Origin of the sequence: Azospirillum oleiclasticum, from assembly GCF_013423485.1 — a bacterium.
Taxonomy (GTDB): domain Bacteria; phylum Pseudomonadota; class Alphaproteobacteria; order Azospirillales; family Azospirillaceae; genus Azospirillum; species Azospirillum oleiclasticum.
The window spans coordinates 150,447-165,925 of record NZ_JABFFR010000013.1 but is presented as its reverse complement, the minus strand read 5'-3'; the positions used below and the strand labels follow the sequence as shown (position 1 = coordinate 165,925).

Sequence of the window (15,479 nt, the reverse complement as noted above, 5' to 3'; positions counted from 1 at the left end):
AAAGCAGCCGGGCGGCTCGCGCGGCCCGGCTGCCCCTAAACCACGGATCAGCCCTGGACGGCGGCGGCTTCGGCTTCCACCACGTCCTCGTCCTCGGGCAGCGCCTCGGCCGGAGCCTCCTCGCGGCTGCCCACGTCGATGCCGGCGGCGACCATCTCGGCCTGCAGGCCGTCAAGCACCGCACCGCCGACCAGTTCGCAGTAGGTGTCGATGGCGCGCAGCGCGTCGTCGTTGCCGGGGATCGGGAAGGCCACGCCGTCCGGATCGGAGTTGCTGTCGATCACCGCCACCACGGGGATGCCAAGCTTGTTGGCCTCCTTCACCGCGATGGATTCCTTGTTGGTGTCGATGATGAACAGGATGTCGGGCAGGCCGCCCATCTCCTTGATGCCGCCCAGCGCGCGCTCCAGCTTCTCCTGCTCGCGGGTGAGCTGCAGAATCTCGCGCTTGGTCAGACCCGAGGTGTCGCCGGCCAGACGCTCTTCCATCTCGCGCAGGCGCTTGATCGACTGGGAGATGGTCTTCCAGTTCGTCAGCATGCCGCCGAGCCAGCGGTGGTTGACGTAGTATTGGCCGCAGCGCGAGGCGGCATCGGCCACCCGCTCCTGCGCCTGGCGCTTGGTGCCGACGAAGAGCACGCGGCCACCGCCGGCAACCACGTCGCGCACCGCCTGCATGGCGCGGTGCAGCATGGGCACCGTCTGCTCCAGGTCGATGATATGGACCCCGTTGCGCACGCCGAACAGGTACGGCTGCATCTTGGGGTTCCAGCGGCGGGTGTGGTGGCCGAAGTGCACGCCGGCTTCCAGGAGCTGGCGCATGGTGAAGGACGGCATAGCCATGGAAAAAGGTCCCTTTTCCGGTTGCTCCGCCGCGGGCCTTCGGTTCCTTTGGGGCATGGAGCCTTGGGGAACACCGGATGGAACCGACGGCGCAACGCCGAAGGTCCGCCAGCCCGCGTGAGGTTTTGACGACGGCGCCTTCATAGCCCCTCGCCGATACCAATGCAACAGGAAGGATGGGGGTGGTCCGCGCGGCACAGCCCGTCAAGGCAGTGCCGCGCGGACCCGTCACGCCGGCATGACCCTGCCGTCCCAGATCTTGATCGGCTTGCCGCAGAAGGTGGTCAGCGTGAAGCCGCCGCCTTCGGCGTAGCACACCGACTGCTCCTGCAGGATCGACACGGCGATCGCCTCGCCCAGCGACATCGAGCGGGTGTAGTCGGTCCGCCAATGGACGCCGGCGCCGTTGCGGCCGATGGCGATGTTGGCCGCCAACTTGTTCAGCTCGCCGCCGACGGTGAGGCCGGGGGCCTTGGGGTCGGGCACCAGGGCCGTGCCGTCGGCGTTGGGCACCACCGGGTCGGGCAGCGCGTCCTCTTCGTTGAACCACGCCTTCAGGATGGTGACGCAGGCTCCCGCCACGGTGGCATGGCCGGCGCCGTAGGCCGGATGCATGGGGCTGCCCTCCGGGAAGGCCTGCGGCAGGAACCAGCCGCCCGTCCCCGACAGCACCGCCGACCCGGCCGCGGACTCGAGCAGGCTCTTGTGCACGTAGTTGTCGAGGTTGACCCCGGTGCCCGCCGCCTTGAGCCGCAGCAGCGCGTCGATGCGACCGCCGAACATCTCCGGCCGCAGCCGCCTGTGCACGAACCATTTCTGGAACCACACGGCCTTCAGCGCCCGGGTCGCCACCTCGGTGACGAGGCTCAGGATGTGCGGCCCGCCGTAGGTGCCGAAGCCGATCTGCTTCTTGGCGGTCGCGTAGGGGTTGTCCTTGTCGATGCCGATCACGCCGCGGCCCTGGAGCTCCAGAAGGATCAGGCAGGCATTGAAGTAGGCCTGGTAGAGCGCGTCGAAATGCACGTAGGTGGCGAGGTCGCGCAAGTTGCGGATGTAGCGCCGCTCCGTGTCGAAACGGTCGACGCCGCCGACGTCGGCACCGCGCTGAACCGCAAGGTAGCTGTCCCGCGTCGTCATGTAGTCGATGCCGGCGACCGCCGTCTTCTGCCGCTGGTCGATGGTCTGGGTGCCGAAGATGGCCGGCTTCAGCATGAACTGCGAAAGGTAGTGACCCTTCAGATCGCCGGGGGTAGAGCCGCGGAACAGCGTGCCCGGCGTCACCTTGCCATCCGCGCGCGGCCCGGTGAAAGCGCCGAGCGCCCCGACATCCTTCGCCGCGATGGCGGCCAGCGGATCGGAGTCGTAGGCGGTGAAGGCGGTGTCGCGCAGCAGCGCCATCCAGTAGAGCTCGACCATCTCCGCCGCCGACTCCGGCCCGGCCACGACCGGCGCCGGCGCGCAGGTGAAGTCCCAGGCGTCGCCGCCGTTGAGGTCGAACGCCAAGCCGGCTAACGGGTTCACGAAGGGCCGCGGGCGCGCCACCGTGGCGCGGGGGATCTGGTCGATGGCGGCGATGGTGCCGGGGCCGGCCGGGCTGTTCATCGCCGTCATCAGGGCGGACACGAACGCCCGGTAGGCGGCCGCGTTCACCGCCCCCCTGTCGTCGTGCTCCAAGCCCTTCGAGAAGTTGCCGAAAAAGGGGAACAGCGGATCCCCGGCGTACTTCGCCTCGTCGCCGTTGTCCTGGTGCGGGGCGAAGAGGGGAGCCGAGAAGGCGCCGCCCCCGTCACAGGTCAGCGGGAAATTCCCGGGTTGGCGAGGCCCGAAGATCCCATCGGCCACATTCACGCGCTTGATGCGGGCGAGGCCGTGGCGCATGTTCAGCACGGCTGCCGGCTTTTCCTTGTCGTTCATGGAGCTCCCCTGTTCGTTGCGGTGCCATCACGGGCACGACCCCGCTCCGTCGCGCCCCGGACAGGCCGGATGCGCGTCATGGAGCCGCGCTGCGGCGCGGCACCGCAGCGATTGATCGATGGCGGATATTGATAACCCGATGACATTTACTTTGTTTAGGCAATCCGTGCTTTTCAACATGAAAAGAAAATCCGAATTACACAAATAAACTTCCAATATTCACATACGCTGGTGTTCTGACCTTGTCCGGTGGTTCCGGTGGCGCGGGGCGTCGCCACTCCACACTCGTCCCTGGTGGGCGAACCGCGGCGGCGCTATGGTGGCGCGCCGAACAGGACAGGAACCTCCACACGATGCCCACCGGTACCGCCATCCGCCCCGCCACCCGTGCGGGCGCTGTCCGGCGCGGCCGGCTGCTGCCGCTCGTCACCGCGTCGCTCCTGCTCGCCGTGGCGTGGCCGGTGCTGACCGACGGGCTGCCGCCGCTGGCCGATTACGTCAACCACCTCGCGCGCATGCACGTGATCGCCGGCATCGACGCCGACCCGCTGCTGGCCCGCTTCTACGAGATCCACTGGGCCATCATCCCCAATCTGGTGATGGATCTGGTGGTGCCGCCGCTGACCCGGATCGTGGACGTGTATGTCGCCGGGCAAGTCTTCCTGCTCGCCACCGTGGTGCTGATGGTGACCGGGCCGATGGTGGTGCAGCGGGTGCTGTACGGGCGCCTGTCGCCCTGGCCGCTCGTCGCCTTCCCCTTCGCCTACAACGGCATCCTGCTGTACGGGCTGATGAACTATCTGTTCGGGGCGGGGCTGGCGGTGTGGGGGCTGGCCGGCTGGATCGCGCTGCGCGAGGGGCCGGCGTGGCGCCGCGGGCTGCTGTCGGCGGTGATGGTGCTGGCGCTGTTCGCCTGCCACCTGTTCGCGGTCGGCGTCTACGGCATGGCGCTGCTGGCCTACGAGCTGTGGCGTGCCTGGCCGGAAGGACGGGCGTGGCCGCGCGTGCGGCCGGCCGACGCGCTGGCCTTCGCCCTGCCCTTCCTGCCGGTGATCCCGCTGATGCTGGCGAGCCCGACGCTGGGACTGTCGTCGGAGAACATCTGGGAATCGAGCGGCAAGATCCAGGGGCTGTTCACGGTCGTGCAGACCTATTGGGACGCCTTCGACCTTGCCGTCGCGGCGCTGATGGTCGGGCTGGTGGTGTCGGCCGCCGGGCGCGGGCTGCTGCGCATGCACCCGGCCGGCTGGGTTCTGCTGGCGGTGTCGGCGGCCGTGTATCTCGCCATGCCGCGCATGCTGTTCGGCTCCTGGATGGCCGACCAGCGGCTGCCCATCGCGGTGCTGTTCCTGGCGCTGGGCTTTGTCCGTTTCGAGGGGCGCGACCGCGCCTTGCGGCTGGCCTTCTACGCCATCGTGCTCGGCCTGACGCTGGTGCGGGTCGTGGACGTGCAGGTGAACTGGCAGCGGCTGCGCGCCATCGACCTGGACTTCAAGGAGTCGGTCGGGCTGATCGAACCGGGGGCCGTGGTGCTGGTGGCGCACGCCGACCGGCCCTCCGGCGACGAGATCAGCAACGCCGGGCTGAGCCACGCCCCCTGCATCGCCATGATCGAGCGGCAGGCGCTGGTCTCCACCGCCTTCACGGTGCAGGGCAAGCAGGTGCTGGACGTCCGTCCCGACTTCCGCGACCGGGTCGACGCGCTGGACGGCGACCCGCCGACGGTGCGCCAGCTCCTGGCGTCGGCCGACGGCACGGCGCCCGACCGGCGGCCCGCCTATTGGGACGCCTGGCCCGACCGCTACGACTATCTCTACATCCTCTACACCAGCGGCCAGCCGAACCCGGACCCGGACCGGCTGACCCTGCTGCACGACGGCGGGCGCTTCCAGCTCTACCGCATCGGGAAACCGGCGGAGACCGAGGAGGACGGCACCTGGGAGTGACGGCGCCGGTTCACCCCAGCCAGCCGAGATGCTCGAGCAGAATGCTCGACCCCAGCCCGATCAGCACCACACCGCCCAGCATCTCCACCGCCCGGCCGAAGCGGGCGCCGACCGCGCGCCCGATCAGCAGGCCGGCGGTCGCCATGACGAAGGTGGTGAAGCCGATCGACAGCGCGATCAGCAGCATGTCGGCGCCGAGGATCGCCAGCGACACGCCGACCGCCGCGGCGTCGATGCTGGTGCCGATGGCGACCGCCACCAGCGTCCAGCGGCCGGTGCGTGCCGCCGGCGCCGTGCCGTCCCCGGTGCCGGATGCACGCAGCGCCTCCCACAGCATCTTGCCGCCGACCATGGCCAGCAGGGAAAAGGCGATCCAGTGATCGACCGCCGCCATGGCGCCGGCGGCGGCCAGACCAAGCGCCCCGCCGACCAGCGGCGTCACCGCCTCCACCGCGCCGAAGACGGCCCCGCCCCGCACCGCCGCCGGGAAGTCCGGTCGCAGCGACGCCCCCCGCCCGATCGCGGCGGCGAAGGCATCGGCGGACATGCCGAGCGACAGCACGGCGATGGACATCGGGGTCATGGCGGGCACCACCGGGCGAAGACCGAACGCCGGAAACCCCGGCCGGATCGGGGCTTCCTGCGCGCTGGCGCCCCGGAGGAACGGGGAGCGGAGAAACAATCCGCAGAACGCGCAAATCACCGTGGCCGGTTTCGGCCGTGACCGCGCGTGCTGCCAGCGGCGCGGACAATAGAAAGACGGATTCGTCCAGTCAACGCACATGGACAGCGCTGTAAAACCACCCCCGCGGCGCAGAAAAGCCGGATTGGCGAACGTTTATGCCATGGCTTAACTTCAAAGCCGGCGGCAGCCGCGCGTCACTTCATGAAGCGCAAAACCAGCCGCATGATGCGCGGCATGGTCTTCGGCCGCAGCAGGCGCGGGTCGTAGCCGGCCATGCGGCGGTCGTTCTCCTCCAGGCACAGCACGAACAGGTCGCGGGCGCTGGCGTCGATGCCCATCGCCTTGTGCCCGGTGGCGGTGAAATTCTCGTCCTTCTTCGTGTCGCCCTTGCCGCCGCCCATGTCGCGGGCGGTCTGCAGCCGGTCGAAGGAGATCGTCGCCCACACCGCCAGCCGCTTCAGGTCGAACCAGGGCCGCCGCCACAGCGGCAGGTTGGCGCGGTGCCAGGCCACCCAGTTGACGAAGAAGATGATGTGGCGCGCCTCCTCCTGGATCACCGGCTCGAAGGTGTCGACCAGCTCGCGCGGGAAGAAGCCGGAGCGTTCGGCCAGCGCGAACAGGCCGAAGGCGAAGAAGCTGTCCATGCACTCGCTGTAGCCGGTGCGCAGGAACGCCCATTCCGGGTCGCGCGGGCGGACATACTCCGGCTCCGGCTCCAGCGTGATGCCGTAGAAGGCGACGAGGCGGGACAGCACCTCCTTGTGCCGCCCCTCCTCCCAGGCGTCGAGCGTCACCGCCTTGTTGAGCAGCTCGTCGCGGATGGTGTCGGCGTAGCTCTGCACCCGGAGCTTGGCCCGCCCCTCCGTCTGCACCGCCATGTCCCAGATGGGCAGCGACACCAGCCGGTCGCGGGCGTCCGGCTCCAGGTCGGGCCAGCGGATGACCGACGGCTTGTAGGGGTTGTGGGTGGCCAGCAGCATGTCGCAGAACAGCCGCTTGTGCGCGGCCGAGCCGATGCGGATGGCGCCGGGATCCGATCCGGTCCAATGGCGCATGGCGTGGTCGGCGGCGGCCACGAGCTGCGGATCGAGGCTGGTCACATCGGTCATGGCACGCTCCCGCGGGGGCTGGTCAGGCGCGAGGGAGGGTACGGACCCGACCGGGCGGGCGTCAACCGTCACCAGCACCGCCTTAAGCAACCAAAGATTGTTCAACGCGGCACGGACTGAATTTCACGTTTACAGGTTGGTAATCTTTACATTCTAACCATTAGCACTCTGAAACAAATTGACGGCAAATTCCGGTTGCTTGAAATTTTATTTCACAACCGGATACGCCGGCTACCGGTGCCGCACCATGCCCTTCTGGACCCGCCGCTCCCCCGCCGAACCCGTCGCCGATACGACCGCCACCCGGCCGGCCCCGGTCGATCTCGCCCCTCTCATCCGCGCGCTCGCGGACGGTCAGTATGTCCGCATCCCCGACGCCGCGGGCGACACGGCGCGGGCCTTGCGCGATCTGGCCGGCGTGCTGGAGCGCCAGAGCTTCGACGAGCTGAAGGCCCTGGTCGATGTTTCCGTCCAGTGCGGCGGCGCGCTGGTGTCGGTGATCACGCTGATGCGCGACACCCGGGTGATCAGCGACCGCAGCCAGGGCATCGCCGCCGCCGCGCAGGAGATGGTCGGCTCGGTGCAGGAGATCGCCCGTCTCGGCGAACGCACGGCCGGCGAGGCGCGGTCGATGCGCGGGGTGGCGGCCGACGGGTTGGGGGCGGCGGAGCGCGCGGTGGCGTCGATGGACCGCATCGCCGCCGCGGTCGGCGACGCCTCGTCCAAGGTGGAGTCGCTGGCCGAGGCGTCGAGCAGCATTGGCAGCATCGTCAAGGAGATCGAGGCGATCGCCAGCCAGACCAACCTTCTGGCCCTCAACGCCACCATCGAGGCGGCACGCGCCGGTGAGGCCGGCAAGGGCTTCGCCGTGGTGGCGACGGAGGTCAAGAACCTCGCCGGCCAGACCGCCGACGCGACGGAGGAGATCCGCCGCCGCATCGAACAGATCCGCGCCGACATGGACACCATCGTCCGCTCCATGCAGGTCAGCTCCGAAGCGGTGCAGCAGGGTGGCTCGGTGATCGCCGAGTCCGGACGCCACATCCGCGCGGTGGAGCAGCGGATCGACGGCATCACCGGCGGCGTCGCCGAGATCGCCAGTGTGCTCACCCAGCAGCAGGCCGCGACTCACGAGGTGGCCGGCGGCATCCAGACCGTCGCCGACATGGTCGCCCACTCCGCCACCGCGATCGACCAGCTGACCCAGGCCATGACCGCCAGCGACGGCGCCATCAGCGCCGCGCTTGAAGCGCTGATGACCCGCGACTTCGCGGGCAAGGTCGTGCAGATCGCCAAGGCCGACCATGTCCGCTTCAAGAGAGGCATCTACGAGGCGCTGGCCGGCCGCTCCAGGCTGCGCGCCGACGGGGTGGCCGACCACCACCACTGCCGGCTGGGCAAATGGTACGACGGCGTGCAGGATCCCGCCGTCCGTTCCTCCCCGGCTTTCCGCACGCTGGAGGCGCCGCACCGCCGCTTCCACGAAGCCGGCAAGGAGGCGCTGACGCTGCTGGAGCGCGGCGACCCCGACGCGGCCCTGCTGCGCCTGGACGAGGTGGAACGTCTGTCGGACGAGGTGCTTGGGCTTCTCGACCAGCTCGCCGCGCAGATCGCCCGGCGGTAACGGCCGCGGCCGCGCTTATGGCTTCGTTAAGCGCCCCGTGCCACCATCGTACGGGAAAATTCGCGGGAGCGGGGGCATGGCGGCGGACGGCGAATTCGGGCGGCACCGGCCGCGGATCGGTCTGGCCCTGGGCGGCGGCGTGGCGCGCGGCTGGGCGCACATCGGGGTCCTGCGGGCGCTGAAGCGCTACGGCATCGAACCGGATATCGTGTGCGGCGCCTCGGTCGGCGCGCTGGTGGGCGGGCTGGCCCTGGCCGGACGGCTGGAGGTGCTGGAAGAGTGGGTCCGCTCGCTCAACCGGCTGAAGATCATCAGCTACATGGACCTGCGGGTGACCGCCGGCGGTCTGATCGGCGGCCATAAGCTGGTGTCGGAGATGCGCCAGCACCTCGGCGAGTTGCGCATCGAGGACCTGCCGGTGCCCTATTGCGCGGTCGCCACCGATCTGGTGACCGGGCACGAGGTGTGGCTGCAGCGGGGCGACATCGTCGACTCCATGCGCGCGTCCTTCGCCCTGCCGGGGGTGTTCCCGCCGGTGCGGGTGGACGGCCGCTTCCTGGTCGATGGTGCGCTGGTCAACCCGGTGCCGGTGTCGGCCTGCCGGGCGCTGGGCGCACAGATGGTCATCGCGGTCAACCTTGCCGGCGATCTGCTGGGCAAGGCCCGGCGTCCCGGAGCCGCCATCCCGACGGCCGCCGGCTTCGACCTGCTGAAGCTGATCGAGGAGGCCCAGCCCGCGGCGCGCGCGGCGTCGCCGATCGGCGCGTTGACGCGGCGGCTGTTCCGGCGCGACTACGACGGGCCCAGCGTGTTCGGTGTTATGGTGTCGTCCTTGAGCATCATCACCGACCGCATCACCCGCTCACGCCTGGCCGGCGAACCGCCGGACGTACACATCGCCCCCCGGCTGGGCCACATCGGCCTGCTGGAGTTCGACCGCGCGGACGAGTGCATCCGCGAGGGGGTGGAGGCGGTCGAGCGCGTCCTGCCCGATCTGCACGACGCGCTCGCCGTCTTCAGCGCCCACAAGGGCTGACACCGGGCCCCGATGAGTGCAGCTCATCGGGGCCCGGTTGGGCCGTTGAGGCCCCGCGGGCTCGTGCCCGCGAAGCCAAGGCACGCGGAAGCGGGCCGCCCGGCGTGTGAGGGACCATTGATCGTTCACGATCAATGGAACTTCGCGATGATCAGTCCAGGGCGTTGCCGATGATGGCGCCGCCGACGCCGCCGATCACCGCACCGCGGGTGCCGTCCACCGCATAGCCGCCCGCGGCCCCGGTGGCGCCGCCGATGGCGCCGCCGGTCGAACAGGCACCCAGCGCCAGAAGCATGGCGGCAACTCCGATCAGTCGAAGACGAGACATTGGGCTCCTCCAATGGGGTTCTGTCGTCCGTAAACGCTCCAGACGCCGAAATGCTTCCGCCCTCCTCCGGATGCGCCCTTTCGGAACCGCGTGGCACCGGCTTCGTTGAAGGCGCAGCAACCAGGATAAGGGGAACCACCATGAACATCCGCAAGACGGCGATCTGCGCCGCGATGGCCCTGGGTCTGGCCGCCTGCGAGAGCGGAAGCGGCGGCGGCATCAGCGGCAGCACCGTCGGCACGCTGGGCGGCGCCGCGGCCGGCGGCCTGCTCGGCTCGCAGTTCGGCGGCGGCACCGGCAAGCTGGCGGCGACCGCGGTCGGCACGCTTCTGGGCGCGCTCGCCGGACGCGAGGCCGGACGCCGGCTGACCGAAAATGACGGGTCACGCGCCGCGACCGCCGAACGTCAGGCGCTGGCCCGGAACGAGTCCATCTCCTGGAACAACCCCGACTCGGGCACCCGCGGCACCATCGACCCGCAGCGCACCTACACCAACAGCAACGGCCAGCTCTGCCGCGATTACTCGCACACCATCTTCGTGGACGGCCGCGCCGAGCAGGCGACCGGCACCGCCTGCCGGCAGTCGGACGGCACCTGGCGTCTGGTGAGCTGACCGCTCCGGGGCGGTGGGGCGGGGCCGCGAGACCCGTCACCGACCGCCACCGCCCCAAGGCACCGTGGCACTTCAGCCACAGCCCATGCTGCGCCGCAACACAACAGGTTGCGGTGACGGTCGCGAGTCGCCACAATCGGCAGCATGGAGACGACGAGCCATTTCATCCTGGTCGGATCGACGCTGTTGATCGCCAGCATCCTGACCAGCTTCGCCGCGGTGCGCGTGGGCACGCCGCTGCTGCTGATCTTCCTCGGCGTCGGGCTGCTGGCGGGGGAGGACGGGCTCGGCGGCCTGCGATTCGACGACGCCGAGGTGGCCTTCCTGATCGGCTCCATGGCGCTCGCCGTCATCCTGTTCGAAAGCGGGCTGGACACACGGATCAGCAGCTACCGTCTGGCGGCCTGGCCGGCACTGTCGCTGGCGACGGTGGGGGTGGCGGCCACCACCGGCCTGTTCGGCGCCGCCGCCCATCACCTGCTCGGCCTGCCCTGGGTGGAGGCGCTGCTGCTGGGAGCGGTGGTCAGCTCCACCGACGCGGCGGCGGTGTTTTTCCTGATGCGCGTCGGCGGGATCACCATCCGCGACCGCGTGCGTTCGACGCTGGAGATCGAGTCCGGCAGCAACGACCCCATGGCGATCCTGCTGACGGTGATGCTGGTCGAGGCGGCCCGCCATGGCTGGGGCACGCCGTTGGAGCTGGGTCTGGAGTTCGCGCGCCAGCTCGGCTTCGGCGCGGTGTTGGGCATCCTGGGCGGGCTGCTGATGGTGGGGCTGCTGAACCGCGCCCGGCTGGAACCGGGCTTCATGCCGGTGATCAGCCTGACCATGGCGCTGTTCGTCTTCTCCGGCACCAACATGCTGGGCGGCAGCGGCTTCCTGGCGGTGTATGTGGCGGGGCTGGTGGCCGGCAACGTGTCGCTGCGCGGGGCGCAGGGACTGCGGCGCTTCCACTCCGGGCTGACCTGGCTCAGCCAGATCGTCATGTTCGTCATGCTGGGCCTGCTCGCCACCCCGCGGGAATTCCTCCACGTTCTGGGACCGGCGCTGTTGCTGGCGGCCTTCCTGATCCTGGTGGCGCGGCCGGTCGCGGTGTGGCTGTGCCTGATGCCCTTCCGTTTCTCACCCAACGAGACGACCTTCCTGGCCTGGGTGGGGCTGCGGGGCGCCGTGTCCATCCTGTTGGCTCTGGTGCCGATCCTGGGCGGCCTGCCCAACGGGCAGATCATCTTCAACACCGCCTTCATCGTGGTGATCGTGTCGCTGATGGTGCAGGGCTGGACCATCCCGCCCATGGCGCGCTGGCTGCGGCTGATCGTCCCGCCCCGCACCGGCCCGGTGGACCGGGTGGAGCTGGAACTGCCCGGCGAGGCGAATCACGAGCTGGTGGCCTACACCGTGCACCCGAAGAGCGCGGTGGTCCGGGGCCTGCGTCCGCCGGGTTGGGCGCGGCCGTCGCTGGTGATCCGCGAGGGCAAGGTGATCCCGCCGCACCGCGCCCGCACGCTGCTGGGCGGCGACCATGTGTACGTCTTCAGCGCGCCGTCCAAGGTGCCGCTGCTCGACCGTCTCTACGGCGGCGTACGCCCGATCGACCAGGACGACCGGGAATTCTTCGGTGATCTGGTGCTCAGCCCGACGGCGACCGTGCAGCAGATCGCGGTGATGTACGGGCTGCCGATGTCCGCCACCCGCGCCGAGCTGACTCTGGCCGAGCTGTTCCGCCAGGAGTATGGCGGCGCGGTGGAGCCGGGCGACCGGATGCGCATGGGGGCGGTGGAGCTGATCGTGCGCGACATCGACGAGGACGGCACGGTCACCGGCGTCGGCCTGGCGTTGGAACCGACCGGTGCGGCCAAGCCGCGCGTGCCGCTGTTCCAGCGCCCCGGCGACATCGCTGCGGCGCTGCGCGGCTGGTGGACCCGCATCGCCTTCCGCCGCTGGCAGAAGCGTCAGCGCCGGGGCCGACCCTAAGCGGGCGCGAGCGCCCGCCCCTCGGAGCGGCCGTGGTGAACATAATGCCAGGCGGCCATCGCCGTATCGCCGCCGAAGGCCGAAGCCACGTCGGCGTTGGCCGCCAGATAGCCGGCCGCCGCGAAGGTGGTGCCGCGCCCCTCCGATCGGCCGAACTGCAAATAGTGCCGCGACGCCGCGTCGCGGTCGCCGCCGAAGGCCGCCAGAAGATCCGTATTGGCGGCGAGGTAGCTGTTCGGATCGAAAACGACCGTGCGCCCCTCCGCGGCCCCCATCCCGATGAAGTGCCGCGCCCCGGCCCGGTCGTCGGGCCCGAAGGCGGCGGCAAGGTCGGTGTAGGAGGCGACATAGGCGAGCCCGTCGAAGCGGTCCGTCCGTCCTTCGGCCTTGCCGTACGTCAGGTAGTGGCGCACGGCGGCCGTCTCGTTCGTACCGAATGCCTGACGCAGGTCGGCGTAGCCCGCGGTGTACTCCAGCATGTCCACCCCACCGGTGACGCGTCCTTCCCCCCGGCCGTTGACGATGTAGTGCGCGGCCGCACCCGACGGGTCGAAGCCGAAGGCTGTCGCCACATCCGGGTTGACGGCCATGTAGGACGCGGGGTTGAAGAGATCGATGCGCCGCCCCTCCGCACGTCCGTTCGTCAGATAATGCTGGGTGGCCGCCGCGGCGTTGGTGCCGAAGGCCGCGGACAGGTCGGCGTAGCCGGCGGTGTACGCCAGGGGGTCGAAGTCAGCCGGCGGCGGGGACGGCGTGCCGACCGACAGGCGCAGGGCTTGCGCGGCGCTGCCGCCCCGCCCGTCGCTGGCGACGTAGGAGAAGACGCCGGCATCCCCCGTGAAGCCTGGGTTGGGCGTGAAGGTCAGGCCCGGCAGGTCGGAGACGGCGATGGTTCCGCCCACCACGACCCGCCCGTCGGCGAAGCGGACGCTGCCGCCGGCCGGCAGGGCGCTGACGGCGATGGTGAGCGCGTCACCGTCGGGATCCGTCGGCTGGGCCAGCCCGAGCGCCGTGGCCCCCGCCCCTGCCGCCACGGACAGGCTGCGGTTGGAGCCGACGGTCGGCGCCCGGTTGGCGGCGGCGGCGAAGGCGAAATCGTCCATCGCGAAGCGGTCGGGGGAGACGCCCTGGAACAGCACGGTGTCGCCGTTCGGCAGGGTCAGCACGGTGCCCTCCCCCACCGCGGACATCGCCGCCCGCACCGCGGCGAAGCCGGCCAGGCCGTACCCGTCCAGCCGGACCTGGTCGCCGGCACCGGGACCGGCGTTGAAGTCCGTGACCACGTCGTGCCCGGCGCCGGGCTGGAACACGAACAGGTCGTTGCCACCACGCCCCGTCAGCCAGTCGTCGCCCGCCCCGCCGATCAGCGTGTCGTTGCCGGCGCCGCCCGTGATGCGGTTGGCGAGCGCGTTGCCGATGCCGGTCTGCGCGTAGGTGGCCAACAGCGACAGGTGCTCCACGTGGTCAGGCAGCGTGTAGCTGCGCGACCAGCTCTGCACGCTGTCGATGCCCTCCCCCGGCCGCTCGACGATGACGTCGCCGGCCTGGTCCACCACGTACACGTCGTGGCCGCGTCCGCCGATCAGCGTGTCCGCACCGCCGGAGCCGTCGAGGAAATCGTTGCGGTCGTCGCCGGTCAGCGTGTCGTTGCCGCCGGTGCCGGTGCGCGAATACTGCACGCCGGTGGGCGGCGGTTCCGGTGCCTCCGGGAACCACACCGGACGCGGCGCCGGTGGCGCGCCGGTGAACGCGACATCGTCGGCGGCGAAGGCGCCGGGCGCCAGCCCGCGGAACACCACCACGTCACCGCCGGGCAGGGCCAGGATGCTGTCCGACCCGTACGCCTCCAGCCGGGCGCGCACCTGATCGAAGCCGGAGAGGCCGTAGCCGTCCAGCACCAGGACATCGCCGGCGCCGGCCCCCGCCTGGAAATCCGCGATGGTGTCGCGGCCGGTGCCGCGGTGCATGATGAAGCGGTCGTTGCCGACGCCGCCCATCAGGAAGTCGTTGCCGGCACCGCCGTCGATGAGGTCGTCACCGGCGCCGCCGATGATGCGGTTGTCCAGAGCGTTGCCGGCCCCCGCCTGCCCGCCCGGCCCCATCAGGGTCAGGTTCTCCACGTGGTCGGGCAGCGTGTAGGCGGCGGCGTGGCTGCGCACGCCGTCGATGCCGCCGCCGGCCAGCTCGATGATCACATCGTCGCCGCGGTCGACCACGTAGCTGTCGTTGCCGGCCCCCCCGGCCATGGTGTCGGCGCCGCCGCGCCCGTCGATATGGTCGTTGCCATCGGTGCCGTACAGCAGGTCCGGCCCGTCCGTGCCGATGACGGCGTGGTCGCTGTCGACCCCGAACTCCTGCCGGAACACGGCACCGGTCGCGGGGTTGCGGCCGTCGCTGAGCTTGCCGGGGTAATCGGCGTTGCTGTCCCAATAGGCGTGGTAAAGCACGTCGTGCGCGGCGAACCAGTCGGCGGCGGCTTGCACGTATGGTGCCGCGTCGTTGGTGGAGACGCCCCATTCCGAATAGGCGGTCGGCTTGCCGTGGGCGGCGGCGAACTCCTGGTGCCAGCGCAGGCCGTAGGGCCGGTTGACCTGGTAGTTCCAGGCGGTGGCCGGATCGCGCGGGTCGTAGGCGGTGTTGTGGTAGAAGTCGAGGCTGATCACATCGACGTACGCGTCACCGGGATAGGCCGCCGCGGGGTCCATCCCCAGGTCGCCGATGTTGGGCGACCAGTCGAAGCGGAAGCGGTCGGACACCCCGCGGAAGCTGTCGACGAACTGGCGGTAGGCGCCGATGTACGCCTCCTCCTTGCCGGCCGCCTTCCAGGGGAACCACTGCCCGTTGAACTCCCACCCCGTGCGCACGTAGATAAGGGGATCCTGCGGACGGCTGGCGGCCAGAGACTGCGCGACCTGCCGGTAATAGGCGTTGTAGTCGCCATGCGCCGCCGCATCGAGCGAGCTGTTGTTGACGATGAGTGGGACCGACCACAGCACCGGCCGGTCGATGTTGGCCCAGAGCTGGACCGCCCACGACGCGCTGCCGGTGAAGTCCGCCCAGTTGTTGCGCCCGACATAGGCCAGGATGGCATCGACGGGACGGTCCATCCACGTCTCGAAGTCGTTCACCGCGGCCGGCGAATTGCCGACATACACGCCGAAGATGGACACCGCGATCACCCCTGCTCATGGCGGGCATGCGGCGCCGGAAGGGCATCCGCATTACCGCGATCGGATTACCCGGAACTATAGGGGTGGTCCGGCGGTGCCGCCTGTGATCATTGCGGATCCGGATGGGGTGCCGGGCTGACCTGCACCGGTTTTGCGCCGAAACGCTGGCAATACGGCGGGGAAGGTTCATAATGACAACTCCGCCGTGCGGGCGGTAAGACTTGAAACGTATTCAAC

General features: G+C 70.0%; 11 protein-coding genes. 5 read left to right on the top strand and 6 right to left on the bottom strand.

Annotation, left to right across the window (positions count from 1 at the left end; all coding sequences use genetic code 11):
• Nucleotides 1-47 precede the first annotated feature (47 nt).
• On the bottom strand, nucleotides 48-842 hold the full coding sequence (gene rpsB / locus HL658_RS16475; RefSeq protein WP_180283404.1) for a 30S ribosomal protein S2: 795 nt from the start codon (nucleotides 840-842) through the stop codon (nucleotides 48-50).
• Between the two features lie 228 nt (nucleotides 843-1,070).
• Nucleotides 1,071-2,756, bottom strand: a complete 1,686-nt coding sequence (locus HL658_RS16470; protein WP_180283403.1) for a vanadium-dependent haloperoxidase — start codon at nucleotides 2,754-2,756, stop codon at nucleotides 1,071-1,073.
• Between the two features lie 353 nt (nucleotides 2,757-3,109).
• On the opposite strand from HL658_RS16470, the gene HL658_RS16465 reads away from it, so the two are divergent.
• Nucleotides 3,110-4,702 (top strand): DUF2339 domain-containing protein, encoded by a 1,593-nt coding sequence (locus HL658_RS16465; protein WP_180283402.1) that lies wholly within the window; start codon nucleotides 3,110-3,112, stop codon nucleotides 4,700-4,702.
• A 10-nt stretch (nucleotides 4,703-4,712) separates the two neighbouring features.
• Here the strand turns inward: HL658_RS16465 and HL658_RS16460 are convergent, their stop codons facing one another.
• Nucleotides 4,713-5,285 carry a manganese efflux pump MntP gene (locus tag HL658_RS16460; protein WP_180283401.1) on the bottom strand — a complete coding sequence of 191 codons (573 nt, stop codon included), beginning with the start codon at nucleotides 5,283-5,285 and terminating at the stop codon, nucleotides 4,713-4,715.
• Nucleotides 5,286-5,581: 296 nt separating this feature from the next.
• Nucleotides 5,582-6,496 carry a ferritin-like domain-containing protein gene (locus HL658_RS16455; RefSeq protein ID WP_180283400.1) on the bottom strand — a complete coding sequence of 305 codons (915 nt, stop codon included), beginning with the start codon at nucleotides 6,494-6,496 and terminating at the stop codon, nucleotides 5,582-5,584.
• Nucleotides 6,497-6,743: 247 nt separating this feature from the next.
• On the opposite strand from HL658_RS16455, the gene HL658_RS16450 reads away from it, so the two are divergent.
• Together HL658_RS16450 and HL658_RS16445 are read left to right on the top strand one after the other, a co-directional pair.
• Nucleotides 6,744-8,120 (top strand): methyl-accepting chemotaxis protein, encoded by a 1,377-nt coding sequence (locus HL658_RS16450; RefSeq protein ID WP_180283399.1) that lies wholly within the window; start codon nucleotides 6,744-6,746, stop codon nucleotides 8,118-8,120.
• 76 nt (nucleotides 8,121-8,196) lie between these two features.
• Nucleotides 8,197-9,156: a patatin-like phospholipase family protein gene (locus HL658_RS16445; RefSeq protein WP_180283398.1), complete on the top strand. Its 960-nt coding sequence runs from the start codon at nucleotides 8,197-8,199 to the stop codon at nucleotides 9,154-9,156.
• 151 nt (nucleotides 9,157-9,307) lie between these two features.
• On the opposite strand, the gene HL658_RS16440 is transcribed toward HL658_RS16445, so the two are convergent.
• Nucleotides 9,308-9,484: a hypothetical protein gene (locus HL658_RS16440; RefSeq protein WP_180283397.1), complete on the bottom strand. Its 177-nt coding sequence runs from the start codon at nucleotides 9,482-9,484 to the stop codon at nucleotides 9,308-9,310.
• 140 nt (nucleotides 9,485-9,624) lie between these two features.
• Here HL658_RS16440 and HL658_RS16435 point away from each other — a divergent pair, with 140 nt between their 5' ends.
• Together HL658_RS16435 and HL658_RS16430 are read left to right on the top strand one after the other, a co-directional pair.
• Nucleotides 9,625-10,098 carry an RT0821/Lpp0805 family surface protein gene (locus HL658_RS16435; RefSeq protein ID WP_180283396.1) on the top strand — a complete coding sequence of 158 codons (474 nt, stop codon included), beginning with the start codon at nucleotides 9,625-9,627 and terminating at the stop codon, nucleotides 10,096-10,098.
• A 144-nt stretch (nucleotides 10,099-10,242) separates the two neighbouring features.
• Entirely contained in the window at nucleotides 10,243-12,072 is a 1,830-nt protein-coding gene (locus HL658_RS16430; protein ID WP_180283395.1) for a potassium/proton antiporter, read from the top strand.
• Here the strand turns inward: HL658_RS16430 and HL658_RS16425 are convergent.
• Complete coding sequence (locus HL658_RS16425; RefSeq protein WP_180287644.1) at nucleotides 12,069-15,251, bottom strand: Ig-like domain-containing protein; 3,183 nt, start codon at nucleotides 15,249-15,251, stop codon at nucleotides 12,069-12,071. The genes HL658_RS16430 and HL658_RS16425 overlap by 4 nt on opposite strands.
• Nucleotides 15,252-15,479 lie beyond the last annotated feature (228 nt).

Coding starts and splice junctions, on each gene's coding strand:
- rpsB (WP_180283404.1), bottom strand. CDS start 842: ATGGCTATGCCGTCCTTCACCATGCGCCAGCTCCTGGAAGCCGGCGTG.
- HL658_RS16470 (WP_180283403.1), bottom strand. CDS start 2,756: ATGAACGACAAGGAAAAGCCGGCAGCCGTGCTGAACATGCGCCACGGC.
- HL658_RS16465 (WP_180283402.1), top strand. CDS start 3,110: ATGCCCACCGGTACCGCCATCCGCCCCGCCACCCGTGCGGGCGCTGTC.
- HL658_RS16460 (WP_180283401.1), bottom strand. CDS start 5,285: ATGACCCCGATGTCCATCGCCGTGCTGTCGCTCGGCATGTCCGCCGAT.
- HL658_RS16455 (WP_180283400.1), bottom strand. CDS start 6,496: ATGACCGATGTGACCAGCCTCGATCCGCAGCTCGTGGCCGCCGCCGAC.
- HL658_RS16450 (WP_180283399.1), top strand. CDS start 6,744: ATGCCCTTCTGGACCCGCCGCTCCCCCGCCGAACCCGTCGCCGATACG.
- HL658_RS16445 (WP_180283398.1), top strand. CDS start 8,197: ATGGCGGCGGACGGCGAATTCGGGCGGCACCGGCCGCGGATCGGTCTG.
- HL658_RS16440 (WP_180283397.1), bottom strand. CDS start 9,484: ATGTCTCGTCTTCGACTGATCGGAGTTGCCGCCATGCTTCTGGCGCTG.
- HL658_RS16435 (WP_180283396.1), top strand. CDS start 9,625: ATGAACATCCGCAAGACGGCGATCTGCGCCGCGATGGCCCTGGGTCTG.
- HL658_RS16430 (WP_180283395.1), top strand. CDS start 10,243: ATGGAGACGACGAGCCATTTCATCCTGGTCGGATCGACGCTGTTGATC.